The organism is Collinsella sp. TF11-5AC, assembly GCF_003436775.1.
Taxonomy (GTDB): Bacteria; Actinomycetota; Coriobacteriia; order Coriobacteriales; family Coriobacteriaceae; genus Collinsella.
Genome location: NZ_QSQO01000014.1, coordinates 23,567 through 36,722 on the forward strand (window position 1 = coordinate 23,567; position 13,156 = coordinate 36,722).

At 61.1% G+C, this 13,156-nt stretch carries 11 protein-coding genes; 7 read left to right on the forward strand and 4 right to left on the reverse strand.

Annotated features, from left to right (window positions below):
• The first annotated feature begins 141 nt into the window (after positions 1-141).
• Positions 142-1,008 (forward strand): LysR family transcriptional regulator, encoded by an 867-nt coding sequence (locus DXD16_RS07110; protein WP_117655623.1) that lies wholly within the window; start codon positions 142-144, stop codon positions 1,006-1,008.
• 27 nt (positions 1,009-1,035) lie between these two features.
• On the opposite strand, the gene DXD16_RS07115 is transcribed toward DXD16_RS07110, so the two are convergent.
• Positions 1,036-2,418, reverse strand: a complete 1,383-nt coding sequence (locus DXD16_RS07115; protein ID WP_117655624.1) for an MATE family efflux transporter — start codon at positions 2,416-2,418, stop codon at positions 1,036-1,038.
• A 163-nt stretch (positions 2,419-2,581) separates the two neighbouring features.
• Between DXD16_RS07115 and DXD16_RS07120 the strand changes: the two genes are divergently transcribed.
• Positions 2,582-3,394, forward strand: a complete 813-nt coding sequence (locus DXD16_RS07120) for a putative RNA methyltransferase (RefSeq protein WP_117655625.1) — start codon at positions 2,582-2,584, stop codon at positions 3,392-3,394.
• A 125-nt stretch (positions 3,395-3,519) separates the two neighbouring features.
• Here DXD16_RS07120 and DXD16_RS07125 read toward each other — a convergent pair whose 3' ends face one another.
• A complete protein-coding gene (locus DXD16_RS07125) occupies positions 3,520-3,921 on the reverse strand; it encodes a hypothetical protein (RefSeq protein ID WP_117655626.1) in 402 nt (133 codons plus the stop codon).
• Positions 3,922-4,356: 435 nt separating this feature from the next.
• Between DXD16_RS07125 and DXD16_RS07130 the strand changes: the two genes are divergently transcribed.
• Positions 4,357-5,061 carry a class I SAM-dependent methyltransferase gene (locus DXD16_RS07130; RefSeq protein WP_117655627.1) on the forward strand — a complete coding sequence of 235 codons (705 nt, stop codon included), beginning with the start codon at positions 4,357-4,359 and terminating at the stop codon, positions 5,059-5,061.
• Between the two features lie 67 nt (positions 5,062-5,128).
• On the opposite strand, the gene DXD16_RS07135 is transcribed toward DXD16_RS07130, so the two are convergent.
• Positions 5,129-5,425 carry a hypothetical protein gene (locus DXD16_RS07135; protein ID WP_055310006.1) on the reverse strand — a complete coding sequence of 99 codons (297 nt, stop codon included), beginning with the start codon at positions 5,423-5,425 and terminating at the stop codon, positions 5,129-5,131.
• 76 nt (positions 5,426-5,501) lie between these two features.
• Here DXD16_RS07135 and DXD16_RS07140 point away from each other — a divergent pair, with 76 nt between their 5' ends.
• From DXD16_RS07140 to DXD16_RS07155, 4 genes are all read left to right on the forward strand, one after another.
• Entirely contained in the window at positions 5,502-5,990 is a 489-nt protein-coding gene (locus DXD16_RS07140) for an N-acetyltransferase (protein ID WP_117655628.1), read from the forward strand.
• Between the two features lie 257 nt (positions 5,991-6,247).
• The gene (locus DXD16_RS07145) at positions 6,248-8,251 is read left to right on the forward strand and encodes a translation factor GTPase family protein (RefSeq protein WP_117655629.1); all 2,004 of its coding nucleotides are present in this window, start codon (positions 6,248-6,250) and stop codon (positions 8,249-8,251) included.
• A gap of 93 nt (positions 8,252-8,344) precedes the next feature.
• On the forward strand, positions 8,345-9,463 hold the full coding sequence (locus DXD16_RS07150; RefSeq protein WP_089572898.1) for an AAA family ATPase: 1,119 nt from the start codon (positions 8,345-8,347) through the stop codon (positions 9,461-9,463).
• 10 nt (positions 9,464-9,473) lie between these two features.
• Positions 9,474-11,969, forward strand: coding sequence for an excinuclease ABC subunit UvrA (locus DXD16_RS07155; RefSeq protein WP_233502660.1), 2,496 nt, complete (start codon positions 9,474-9,476; stop codon positions 11,967-11,969).
• A gap of 41 nt (positions 11,970-12,010) precedes the next feature.
• On the opposite strand, the gene DXD16_RS07160 is transcribed toward DXD16_RS07155, so the two are convergent.
• Positions 12,011-13,111: an ATP-binding protein gene (locus tag DXD16_RS07160; protein ID WP_117655631.1), complete on the reverse strand. Its 1,101-nt coding sequence runs from the start codon at positions 13,109-13,111 to the stop codon at positions 12,011-12,013.
• Positions 13,112-13,156 lie beyond the last annotated feature (45 nt).

Below are 13,156 nucleotides of genomic sequence, written 5' to 3' on the forward strand. Positions count from 1 at the left end.
AGAACGGTTTCGCAAAAAGGATTCTGCTCCCAGATTTAGATGTAGTAAAGCGAATGTATCTTCAGTATGATTAAGTAATACTAATGTAGGCGGAAAAAGCGCTGGCAAAACGTTTTACGGCTACGTCGATGTGGAGGCACGATGGCATCGCGGTATCAGATTGTTTGTATGGTGGTCGATCGCGGCAGTCTTAAGGGTGCAGCCGATGAGCTGGGCTATACGCAAAGCGCGGTGAGCCAGGCCGTCAAGGCGCTCGAGCGCGAGCTGGGTACCACGCTTATCGAGCGCGGCAAGCAGGGCGTTTCGCTTACGCGCGACGGCAAGCAGTACCTGCCGTATCTGCGTCAGATTGTAACTGCCGAGGCCGAGCTTGAGGGCAAGCGCCAGGAATTGCTGGGACTCTCCTCGACTGATATTCGTATCGCGACGTTTACTAACGTGAGCCGCACCGTATTGCCGCGCGTGATTCGCGACTTTGGGGCTCTGCATCCGGGCGTGCACTTTACCCTCAAGCAGGGCGATTACACGCGCAACGCCCAGTGGGTGCACGATGGCGTGGTTGACTTTTGCTTTACGGCGCGCGGATTTACCGCCGGGCTCGAGAAGCGCGTGGTCTATCACGACGAGTTGGTGGCGCTGTTGCCGGCCGCGCATCCGCTGACGGCAAAGGAAAAGGTGACGCTCGCCGACCTGGCGTCCGAGCCGTTTGTGCTGCTGGATGAGGGCGAACAGAGCCTGGTGCTCGATGCATTCGCGGCGCATGGGCTGTCGCCGCACGTGACGAGCGAGGTGACCGATGACTACACCATCATGGCGATGGTGGAGGAGGGCCTAGGCGTGAGTATGCTGTATCGCCGTACCGTCGAGGGCATGAGGGCCGATATTCGCGTGCGTCCCATCGTGCACGCTCCCTCGCGTGACGTAGTGGCAGCCTGGCGCAGCTGGGACACCATGCCTATCGCCACGAGGCACTTTATCGACTATATGAGCTCGCATATTGTCAATTAATGACTGGCATGGCGTTGAGTGCGGTGTTTAGCGGGCTGTCGCTTTGGCTTGGGCGGCGCGATAGGTGCGTGCCGGGTGGCAGAGTAGTACCGCCACGACCATAAAGAACGCCGTGGTGCCCAGGCTGATGGGGTAGACCATCATGATGTTCGCAAAGGTGCGGAAGTGCGGGAACACGCAGAATACCCAATAGAAGCGAATACCGCAGACGCAGATCATGGTGATGAGGGCGGGCATGAGCGAGATGCCAAAGCCGCGCAGGTAGCCGGACATGTTTTCGTAGAACATGCTAAAGGCGTAGGCAGGGAAGATCGAGCACACGCGGATATAGCCGATCGAGACGATGTTGGGGTCGCTGTTGAACAGCGCCAGGATTTCGCGTCCCAAGCCTACGATGATGACGATGGTGGTGAGCGCGACGATACCGCCTTCGACCAGGCAGACCTTGAGCGTCTTGGTGCAGCGGTCGATTTGGCGGGCACCGTGGTTTTGTCCCACAAAGGTGGTGCAGGCCTGGCTAAAGCTGTTGAGCAGGTTGTAGCACACGTACTCCAGGCTCATGGCAGCGCTCGATGCCGCCATGACCTCGGTGCCCAAGCTGTTGATGGCGGACTGGATGATGATGTTGGCGACGGCAAAGACAGCGCTTTGGATGCCGGCGGGCAGGCCGATCTTGACGATGCGCTTGAGGGCGACGGGGTCTAAGCCTAAGTCGCGTGGGGTGACACGAACGACGGAGTCGGTCTTGAGCAGGCGGACAAAGAGCGTGACGGCGCTGACGGTGTAGGCGATGGCAGTGGCGATGGCGACGCCCGCGACGCCCCAGTGGAGCACGGGGACAAAGATGAGGTCCAGGCCAATGTTGAGGACGGTGGACACGGCAAGCGCCTGCAGCGGCATACGGGTGATGCCGACGGAGCGGAAGATTGCGGCCTCAAAGTTGTAGAGCAAGATCGAGGGCATGCTGAGTAAAAAGACGCGCAGGTAAAGCGATGCAAGCGGCATAGTTTCGGCAGGGACATTGAGCGCGGTGAGCATGGGCTCGGCAAAGATCTCACCCAGCGCGATGACGACAAAGCCCACGAGTGCCATCAGAATCGAGGTATGGACGGCGCGCTTGACCATGTTCTGATCGTTGCGGCCGATGGCGTTGGCGATGACCACGTTGGAGCCAAGCGACAGCCCAATAAACAGGTTGATCATAAGACTGGTAAGCGGAACATTGGAGCCGACCGCCGCCATGGCGAGGGTCCCCTGGTCGCCCGAGAAGTTACCGATGATGACCGTGGCGATGAGGTTCGACAGCTGCTCAAGGATGCTCGTGGCGGCGACGGGAAAGGCGAACAGGGGAATATTGCGCCACAGCGAGCCGGTGGTCATGTCAATGTGCCTAGATGCGGTATCAGCCATACGCTCTCAATCTCTAATATGCTCTTTCGTATGCTCTTTCGTGCTTATTTGCGCAGACGATGATACTCCTAATCGACTAGTCATTTAAGAACGTCCCCAATGACTAGGTGGGGAAGGCGTGCGACAATGGTGGGCGTTGTGTTGTTCGCGCTAAGGAGTTGCCATGTTGTTGTGTCCCGTTTGCCATGAGCCGTTGGTGGACGACGAGCGCGGTGCTGCATGTGCGGGCGGACACCGATTTGACCGTGCGCGCGAGGGCTATCTGTATCTGCTGCGCTCGTCCAAGAGCGGCGACTCCATGGGCGATCCCAAGTCGCAGGCGCGCAGCCGTCGCGACTTTCTTAACCGCGGTTACTATGCGCCGTTGCGCGATGCGATGGTCGAGCTGGTGCGCGAGCGGGTGTCTGAACGTGCCGCGTCTACGAACGGCCCCATGACCTTGCTCGATATTTGCTGCGGCGAGGGCTACTACACCAGCGCCATGGGTGCGGTGCCGGGCGTGGATGCTTACGGTTTCGACCTGGGCAAAGAGATGGTGCGCCTGGCCGCCAAGCGCGGCGATGCGACCTACTTCGTGGCCAACATGAAGGATATCCCTGTGGCCGATGGCGCCTTCGATATGGTGACCGAGCTCTTTGCCCCCTTTAACGAGCGCGAGTTTGCCCGCGTGCTGGCACCCGAGGGCTCGCTCTACACCGTGGTGCCGGGTGCCCGTCATCTGCTTGGGCTCAAGGAGGTGCTCTACGACACGCCGTACCTTAACGACGAGAAGCTGCCGAAGACGACCGAGCTCGAGTTGGTGGGAACGCAGCGGGTGTCTGCGAACATTACGCTCCAGACCCAGGCTGACATCGAGGCGGTGTTCCAGATGACGCCGTACTACTACCGTACGCGCCCCGCCGACAAAGAGCGCCTGGCAAACCTGGACACTCTTCAGACCGACATCGACTTCATCATCGCCGAGTACCGCCACTAATCTACCAAAAAGGGACAGGTTTATTTTGGCAGGTTTTATCTGGGCAAACGTAAAGGGCCGACCGCGGAGATGCGCGATCGGCCCTTTTTAGTTGCTTGGCTACAAAGGTTTTGAGAAGCGAGCGCTTACAGGCGGTCCTTGTTCTCGGCCTTAACGGTGTGCGCCTGCTGAACAAAGAACAGGTCGTACACCACGATGACAAAGGCGCCATAGTTGATGGCGTCGCCGCCAAACGCGGGAAGCGTGAGCACGGCCTGCGCAATCGTGGCGATTGCGGCGACGATACCGAGCTTAAACGCGCCGTCTACCTGCGAAGGCTTGTTGGCGCCCTTGATGCCCGCAACACCTGCGGCGAGATCGATGAGGCCCTTGGCGACAAGCACGACCGTGGCGAGCATGGCGTACGGCCCGTAGGTGGACTCGAACTTGCCGGTCGCGATGCCGGCGATTCCAATGACGAGACTGGCGATGCCCAGAACAAAATAAATCAGGGCAAGGATTTTGAGAGTCTTGCGAGTGAAACTCATGGCTGGTCCTTTCGATACGAGTACGTCAACCTGGCGCACCCCATGTGCTGCACATATGGTGAAGCACATTGTAGTTCAACGGGGCGATGCATGCGTTTGAAAGCGTCTCTTGCCTGTACGGTCCAACCTTTCAAAAAGGAAAGCTGGACGTAAGCCAAATCGATGGCAGCTCATGTGCGGCGCTGCGATGATGGGGCCGTAACAAGGAGCTGGTCTCAAGGAGGAGCCGTGATGTACGGAGCAGGACAAGTGCGCGAGCCGCGGTCGTTGGGAAGGCGCATGAGCGATTCCGTGATCGCTGCCGTGTGCACGGGATTGATGGCGGTGCTTTGCATTGGGATGTTGTGGGCCATGTCGCATGTGGGACAATAGCGGACGATTGGGTGCCGACACATGCGGCGCTCACGTATCCGCTTTGCTTGCTAAGGAGTGCCCATGGGCGTCGTCGATCCCTTTTCTGTTGCTCGGGCCGCGGGGCTTGAGCTGATCGGGAAGCCCGAGGGCCTCACGCTCACCGACGGTGCGATGGAGCTGCGCGCCGATTTTGTCCGCATGCTTCCGCGGCTCAGGCAGGGCCGCCTGCAGCAAGAGCTGCTGGTTAAGGCCGCGCGCGCGAAAGGCATCGAGCAGCCATGGGCGATTGACGCCACGGCAGGCTTTGGCGAGGATTCGCTGCTGCTGGCCGCCGCGGGTTTTACCGTCGATCTGTACGAGCAGGATTGCGTGATCGCGGCGCTGTTGCAGGATGCTTTGGATCGCGCGGCAGATGATCCGGCGCTTGCGGTTGCCGTGGCGCGCATGCACTTACATGCGGGCGAGGACAGCATTGCCGGCCTTCGCCATACGGCTGAGCTGGTCGAGCGCGATGAGCTCGCGGCTCCCGACGTGGTGTATCTGGACCCCATGTTTCCTGAGCGCACCAAGAGCGCGGCGGTTAAAAAGAAGTTCCAGCTCTTGCACCATTTGGAGCAGCCGTGCGCCGATGAGGAGACGCTGGTCGAGGCCGCGCTTGTGCCGCGCCCGCGCAAGGTCGTTATCAAGCGGCCGGTGAAGGGGCCGCTGCTTGCCGGCGTTAAGCCGAGCTATCAGCTTGCGGGCAAGGCCGTCCGCTACGATGTTTTGGTGCCGCCGCGTCCGTAGCCTGCGCGCGATGGCCGGCGATGTGTCGGTGCCGTGCCGCTGCGTCGGCGTCGCGCCGATGCGGAGCCTATTTCCAAGGGTGCGACGTCAGATGCCATCCGCCGCAGTATTCGCATTTGTAGCAGGCCAGGCCGCGCCGTCCGCGGTTTTCGCAGTCGGCCATAACGGCCTCGGCCTCGGCGCGTGTGTCGTAGCGGTTTTTGCGCTCGCACGACTTGTAGCGCCAAGCCTCATCGCGCTCGGCGTCCAGGGCGTCGCGGCGCTCGTCCTCGCGTGCAAACAGGTCGCTCATATCGCCGCCGGTGGCAGCGCCCAAAAACTCGCTTTTGGCCTTTGACCAGGCGGCTCGCTTTTTGCTCCCCATCTGCTTCGTGCCCTTTCCAAACGCTGGTATCATTGCTCAATCAAAGTGATACCAATAAACGTGAGGTCGCCGCGTGATGATCAGAAAAACCCTCGATACCGACATTCCCGCCGTCATGGCTATCTATGATGCCGCCCGCGCCTTTATGCGCGCGCATGGCAACGCCACGCAGTGGCCCGAGGGCACGCCTTCGGCCGAGCAGTTGGCTGCCGATATTGCCGCTGGTGGCAGTTACGTGTGCGAAGTCGACGGCCGCGTGGTGGCGACGTTTGTCTTTTTGCCGGGCCCGGACGAGTGCTACGACGTCATCGAGGACGGCCAGTGGCGTAGCGACACTCCGTACGCCGTACTGCACCGCGTGGCGTCCGACGGCACCGTGCACGGTATCGCGGCTGCGATGTTTGCCTTTGCCAAGGAGCGCGCCGACCATCTGCGTATCGATACGCACGCGGACAACCTGCCCATGCAGGGCGCGAGCATGAAGGCGGGGTTCGAGCGCGCCGGCGTCGTGTATGTGTCGGACGGCACGCCGCGCGTCGCGTTCGATTGGCTGCGCGAGGCATAAGAGCGGGGACGCGTATCAACAATCCATGTACATGAAAATGGCCCCGGGTGGGGCCATTTTTGGTCGCTGCGCTGTTAGGGGAGGTGCCGGCTTTCGCAAGGCGCGAACCTACGAAAATCGCCGCGCGGCAACGCAGGGCGATGAGCTCGGTCGGGGGATAGGGCCCGCTTCGCCCGCCGGCTCGTAAATTGTATCATCCAGTGTGGAACGAGAATGCCTGTCGCCGTGCGCGACGGGCTTGCAATAAGAGGAGAGCCATGTCGAAGCAAGCGGTCGTTGGAATCTTGGCGCATGTCGATGCCGGCAAGACTACGCTGGCCGAGGCCATGCTGTTCAACGCAGGTCGCATTCGCAAGCGCGGCCGTGTGGACGACGGCGACTCGCACCTGGATACCAACGCTATCGAACGCGAGCGCGGCATCACGATTTTCTCGTCGCAGGCCGTGCTCGACCACGGAGATGCCAACGTCATGCTCGTGGATGCACCGGGGCATGTCGATTTTTCTGCCGAGGCGGAGCGCACGTTGCGCGCGCTCGACTACGCGATTTTGGTTGTGGGCGCCAACGATGGCGTGCAGGGACACACCGAAACCCTGTGGCGCCTGCTTGCGCGCTATGACATCCCGACGTTCGTCTTTATCAACAAAATTGATTTGGAGCATCCCGGCCGCGATGTTTTACTGGCACAACTTGGGCAGCGCCTTTCCGAGGGCTGCCTAGATGCCAGCGAACTACTGGCGGGTGGTGCCGTTCAGGAGGACGCTGCAGCGTTGGACGAGGCGGCGCTCGATGAGTTTCTTGAGACGGGCGAGCTTTCTGTTGCGACGCTGTCGCGCATGGTTGCCGAGCGCAAGCTCTTTCCCTGCTTTGCCGGCTCGGCGCTCAAGGACCAAGGCGTTGACGAGCTGCTGGATGGCATATGCGCGCTGATGCGTGAACAGGCGTGGCTCCCGGAGTTTGCTGCGCGCGTCTATCGTGTCAGCCGCGGGGATCGTGGCGAGCGCTTGGCTTGGGTTAAAGTGACCGGCGGCACGCTGCATGCCAAACAGATGATTGACGGACGTTCCGGTGCCGAGGCATGGGAGCAGAAGGTCGATCAGGTACGCATCTATAACGGCGAGAAGTATGAGCTTGCCCAGGAAGTTGCCGCTGGCGGCATCTGCGCCGTGACGGGCCTCGCACACGTTCGCCCGGGTGATGCCCTGGGCGCGGAGCCCGCGGGCGATGCACCTGTCATTGCGCCGGTCCTCACCTATACGGTGCTACCGGGCGAACACGATGTCCATGCGGTGTTTAAAGCGCTGACCGAGTTGGCGGACGAAGACCCCATGCTCGGCGTAAGCTGGAATACGCATCTTGAGCAGATTCACTTGCAGTTGATGGGAGCCGTGCAGCTCGAGGTCGTGCAGCGGGTGTTGGCCGATCGCTTTGGCCTTACGATTGAGTTTGAGTCCGGCGGCATTCTCTATAAGGAGACGATCTCGCAGCCGGTCGAGGGTGTGGGCCACTTTGAGCCACTGCGCCATTACGCCGAGGTGCACCTGCGCCTTGAGCCGCTGCCGGCGGGCTCAGGCGTGCAATTTGGTACCGCTACCTCGACTGACGAGCTCGATCTGAACTGGCAGCGCCTGGCGCTCACCAACGCCATGGAGCGCGATCACCTGGGCGTGTTGACCGGCTCGCCCATCACCGATGTGCGCATCACGCTTACGGGTGGCCGTGCACATGCCAAACACACCGAGGGCGGTGATTTTCGTCAGGCCACGTACCGCGCGATTCGCCAGGGTTTGATGCAGGCGCGCGAGGCCGGCGCGGCGGTGTTGTTGGAGCCGTGGTATCGCTTTGAGCTCGAGGTGCCGGGGGAGTGCGTGGGCCGGGCGCTTTCGGATGTCACGCGCATGGGCGCCGAGTACAAGCCGCCGGCGATGGCGGGCGACCGGGCGAAGCTTGTGGGTCGCGTGCCAGCATCCGAGGTACAGGATTATGCGCTGGAGGTGGCTGCCTACACGAGCGGCCGCGGGCATTTGTACCTTGAGTTCGCCGGTTATGCGGCTTGCCATGATGCCGAGCGCGTCATCGAGGCGGCCGCCTATGAGCCCGAGGCCGATCTGCCCAACACGCCCGATTCGGTCTTTTGCGCCCACGGCGCCGGCTATACGGTCAAATGGTACGACGTGCCCGCCGCGGCACACGTAAAGATCGATCCCGCCACCTTCCGCCCCTATCGCCCCGCCGACGCCGAGTTTTTCGGCCACATGTGACAAAGGGACAGTCCCTTTGTCACATTCAGTTGGTGTAACTCGGTATAAGTTGGTATAACTATTACCAGCCTTTGCCAATTCGAGGAGGCCGACATGAATCCAAATCCCTTTAAGCCAACGGCTGGTAAGCGGCCTCCGATACTCATCGGTCGCGAGTCGGTCATCGAAGATTTTGAGGAAGGGCTCGACAACGGCGCCGGAGCGCCGGGCAGGCTCATGCTCATTACGGGAAACCGCGGCTGTGGCAAAACGGTTCTCCTGCGGGAGCTGCAACGTCTAGCCAGCGAGCGCGGATGGGCGGTTGTCTCCGATTCCGCTTCGCTTGGTTTGTGCGACCGCTTGGCCGACGCGCTTCGCTCGAATAAACCCGTTGTGACGTCAATGGAGTTTGGGCCGTCGTTTGGCCGGATGTCGGTCGAGGCGGCGCGGGCAAAAGGCGAGACATTGCGAGGGCTGGTCAACGAGCGTCTCAAGAAGCTCGGTCCGGGCAAGGGCGTCTTGTTTGCGATTGACGAGGCACAATCGGTGTCTATCGAGGAACTGGCGGCTCTTGCCGTCCTCTATCAGCAGGTGCTCGGAGACCAGGATGCCACGGGCTTGCCCGATAGCGACCAGCGCGGTCTTGCGCTGGCGTTCGCCGGCTTGCCCAGTATGGTTGACGATCTGCTCGAAGAGCCGAGCGTGACGTTTTTGCGGCGTGCCCAGCAGCGTACGTTGGGGGCAATATCTTTGCCCAAAGTGCGCGATTCGTATATCCAGACGGTCAAAGACGCTGGTCTTTACGTTGACGCGGAGACGGCGGACCTTGCGGCGCGCAAGAGCATGGGGCATCCCTATATGGTTCAGCTGGTGGGCTATTACATGTGGCGGTCTGCTGTCCGGCGTGGCTCGCAAGTCATCGAAAGGCGCGATGTCGAGAATGGCCATGCGGATGCCGTCTCCGAGTTCTACGAAGCGGTTGACGCACCTCTGTATTACGGTCTGCGCAGCCCTCAGCGCCTCTTTATCGAGGCTATGGCGGTTGACGAGGACAAGCCGACGCGCACGGCGGATATCATTGAGCGCTGCGACCGTACCCAGAGCTGGGCGAGTAAATATCGCGCAAGCCTGATTCGCGAGCGCGTCATCGAGGCCGCCGGATACGGCCTTGTGCGGTTTACCGTGCCCATGCTGGGCGAGTATATCCGCGACCGCGTTTTATGGCATGAGTAGGGTGATAAAGGTGACGGAACAGAAGATGAGCCCGCAGGCTATCGAGGTGCGCGGTGCACGTGTCCACAATCTCAAGGACATCGATATCGATATTCCGCTGGGGAGGCTCGTGGGCATTGCCGGCGTGTCGGGCTCGGGCAAGAGCTCGCTGGCGCTGGGAGTTCTTTATGCCGAGGGCTCGCGCCGTTACCTGGAGGCGCTCAGCACCTATACTCGACGTCGCCTGACGCAGGCCGAGCACGCCCAGGTGGACGAGGTATTGCACGTACCGGCGGCACTCGCGTTGCATCAGCGTCCCAGTGTGCCAGGCGTGCGCTCGACCTTTGGTACCATGACCGAGCTCAACAACAGTCTGCGTTTGCTCTTTAGCCGCTGTGCCCATCACGTGTGCCCACATTGCGGGGCGCGTGTGGAGCCGAGCCTTAACGTGGCTGCGGGCCTGTCGCTCACGTGCCCCGCATGCGGCCGCGAGTTCTACGCGCCGAGTGCCGAGGACCTTGCCTTTAACAGCGGCGGTGCGTGCCCTACCTGCGGCGGCACTGGTGTCATGCGCGAGGTGGACGAAGCGAGCCTGGTGCCCGACGAGTCAAAGACCATCAACGAAGGCGCGGTGCTTCCCTGGGGTACGCTCATGTGGGATCTGATGAAGCAGGTAGCCGGCGAGATGGGCGTGCGCACCGACGTGCCGTTTAACCAGCTCACGCCTCAAGAGCGCGACATCGTGTTCCACGGTCCGGCGGTTAAAAAGCACATTCTCTACGTTCCCAAAAACGGCGAGGGCGCCACGCCGCTCGATTTTACCTATTACAACGCTGTCTATACCGTCGAGAATGCGCTCGCCAAGGTTAAGGACGACAAGGGCCTCAAGCGCGTGGCGCGCTTTTTGCGCGAGGGGCCATGCCGTGACTGTGGCGGCACGCGTCTCTCCGAGGCCGCACGCCATCCCCAGGTGCGCGGTATCAATCTGGCGCAGGCCGCGGCTATGACGCTGGGTGAGGCGATTGAGTGGGTGCGCGGGGTGCCCGCATCCTTGCCGGCCGAGATGCAGCCCATGGCGACGGATATCTGCGATTCGTTTTTGAGCACGGCCCGTCGACTGGTCGATCTGGGCCTCGATTACCTTTCACTCGACCGCGCCGGTGCCACGCTCTCCACGGGCGAGCGTCAGCGCGTGCAGCTCGCCCGCGTGGTGCGTAACCGATCGACGGGCGTGCTGTATGTGCTGGACGAGCCTTCGATCGGCTTGCATCCTGCCAATGTCGACGGCTTGGTGGGCGTGATGCGCGATCTGGTGGTCGACGGCAATACCGTGGTTGTTGTCGACCACGACACGCGCGTGCTGGCAGAAGCCGACTATCTGGTCGAGATGGGCCCCGTTGCGGGAGCAGGCGGCGGCCATGTAATCGCCGCCGGTACGGTATGTGAGGTCGAGCAATCGCAGGGCAGCCGCATCGCGCCGTTCTTGCGCTCGGACCCCAAGCGTCTGCGCCCGCAGGTGGCTGACGACGAAATGTTCGACCTAGGCCATATCCACATGGCGACCGATGCCATCCATACCGTCAAACCGCTCGAAGTCGATATCCCGCGCGGCCGCCTTGTCGCGGTGACGGGCGTTTCGGGTTCGGGCAAGACGACGTTGGTGCTCGAGACGCTCATCCCGGCGCTCAAGGCACAGGCAGCCGGTGAGCGCCTGCCAAGGCACGTGCGTTGGGTCGATGCCGAGGGCATCGCGCGCGCCAACCTGATTGACGCCACGCCCATCGGCGCCAACGTACGCTCGACGGTAGCGACCTATGCCGACATCCATGATGAGCTGCGCCGCGCCTTCGCCCGTACGCCCGAGGCCAAGGCGGCAGGATATAAAGCGGGTGCCTTTAGCTACAACACTGGCGCTTTGCGCTGCCCTACGTGCGATGGCACGGGCTCGATATCGCTCGACGTGCAGTTTTTGCCCGATGTCGAGATCGTCTGCCCTGCATGCCACGGCTCGCGTTATGCAGACGCGGCCTCGCATATTCATCGCGAGGGCAAGGACGGCAGCCTGCTTACGTTGCCGCAGCTCATGGATATGAGCGTGGATGAGGCCCTCGACGCGACCGTCGGACTCAAGAAGGTTCAGGTGCGTTTACAGACCTTGCACGACCTGGGCTTGGGTTATCTCACGCTTGGTGAGCCCACGCCGGCGCTTTCGGGCGGCGAGGCGCAGCGCCTTAAGCTTGCGAGCGAGATGGGCCGCGTGCAGGACGATGCCGTATTCGTATTCGACGAGCCCACGATTGGCCTGCATCCGCTCGATGTTCAGGTGTTGCTGAGTGTGTTTGATGGCCTTGTTGCCAAGGGCGCCACGGTTATCGTGATCGAGCACGACCTCGACCTTATCCGTAACGCCGATTACGTGATCGACATGGGCCCGGGCGGCGGCGACGCAGGCGGACAAATCGTCTGTGTCGGCACGCCGGGCGACATCGCTGCCTGCTCCGCAAGCATCACCGGCCGCTACCTCTAACCGAATGTGACAAAGGGACTGTCCCTTTGTCACATTGATGCCTATTTCACGCATTGAGCGGCGAGATAGTCGCGGAAGAACGGTAATTCAAAAGCGACGATACCGCGCCCGCGTTCCCCAATAATGCCTGCGTCTATCATGCGGCGTCGGTAGCGGGAGACCTGTTGCGGCGAACGCTTAAGGCGCCCGACAAGGTCGGCGGTGGTGGACTCTTCCTCGTCATCGAGCATGGCGATGAGGAATCGCTTGTCCTCTGCAGTGAGTTCCCGATAGGTCGCCGCGAGGATCCGGTCGTCCATTTCGTCGCGTGCGATTTTGATTCCCTGGTCAAAGTCGCGAGACGATATTTCTCTCGAGTTGCTCGTGAGATCCCAGGCGCGGTAACCCACAAGCTGCAAAAGGAAGGGAAAGCCCGAAATCGAGCGAACGGCCTTATCGATTCCCTCGGCATCCGCCAAACGGTCGTTTTCCTGGATCGTTCGGATCAAGGCCTCGCGTACATCGTAATCGGCGATACGCCCCAGATGATATTGCTGGGCGCGACGAAGGAACGAGACCGTCTTGTGGTTCAGCAACGTCGAGACGTTGTTAGGAAGTCCCGCCATGAGTAGGGCGACGCGTTTCCCATCGGTCACAAAGTGCTGATACGTGGCTGCGAGCTGGATCATCTCGTCGAGCGTCGGGTCGACCTCATCAACCGTGACGAGCAGACCGGTGCCCGTTTCGTTGAGCTGGTCGATGATGTCGCTCATGCGATAACGCCAAGTCGAGGCATCGTGAACGCGATTGACCTCGATACTGCCGAATGGTGCAATTCCGAGACCGGTGACTTCGAAGTTGTTAGACGGGTCGATGAGATGGCCTGCAGCACGTTTCGCCCCGAACTCGATTTCCTCAAGCATTCCCGAGAGCGCGGTCGTCTTTACGGCTATCCAGCCGTGGGATTCTGCCCTTGTCGCGAGCGACGACATGAGAGCGGTTTTACCGGTTCCACGCGCACCTGAGAAGATCGAGGTCAATTCCGGGCGTCTACGCTGGCTCAAGAAGGCACGGTCCAAATCCCGAATAATCTGTTGTCTGCCGGCGAGATGGGCAGGAACCTCACCAAAACTGGGGGTAAACGGGTTCTCGAGATATTCCACAAGGCTCTCCTTTCACATCGCCGTTTAACTCCATTTTATTCTAGT

Excerpts from the sequence above, each read along its gene's own strand:
- DXD16_RS07115 (WP_117655624.1), bottom strand. The coding sequence starts at position 2,418 with ATGGCTGATACCGCATCTAGGCACATTGACATGACCACCGGCTCGCTG.
- DXD16_RS07110 (WP_117655623.1), top strand. The coding sequence starts at position 142 with ATGGCATCGCGGTATCAGATTGTTTGTATGGTGGTCGATCGCGGCAGT.
- DXD16_RS07120 (WP_117655625.1), top strand. The coding sequence starts at position 2,582 with ATGTTGTTGTGTCCCGTTTGCCATGAGCCGTTGGTGGACGACGAGCGC.
- DXD16_RS07135 (WP_055310006.1), bottom strand. The coding sequence starts at position 5,425 with ATGGGGAGCAAAAAGCGAGCCGCCTGGTCAAAGGCCAAAAGCGAGTTT.
- DXD16_RS07125 (WP_117655626.1), bottom strand. The coding sequence starts at position 3,921 with ATGAGTTTCACTCGCAAGACTCTCAAAATCCTTGCCCTGATTTATTTT.
- DXD16_RS07140 (WP_117655628.1), top strand. The coding sequence starts at position 5,502 with ATGATCAGAAAAACCCTCGATACCGACATTCCCGCCGTCATGGCTATC.
- DXD16_RS07130 (WP_117655627.1), top strand. The coding sequence starts at position 4,357 with ATGGGCGTCGTCGATCCCTTTTCTGTTGCTCGGGCCGCGGGGCTTGAG.
- DXD16_RS07150 (WP_089572898.1), top strand. The coding sequence starts at position 8,345 with ATGAATCCAAATCCCTTTAAGCCAACGGCTGGTAAGCGGCCTCCGATA.
- DXD16_RS07145 (WP_117655629.1), top strand. The coding sequence starts at position 6,248 with ATGTCGAAGCAAGCGGTCGTTGGAATCTTGGCGCATGTCGATGCCGGC.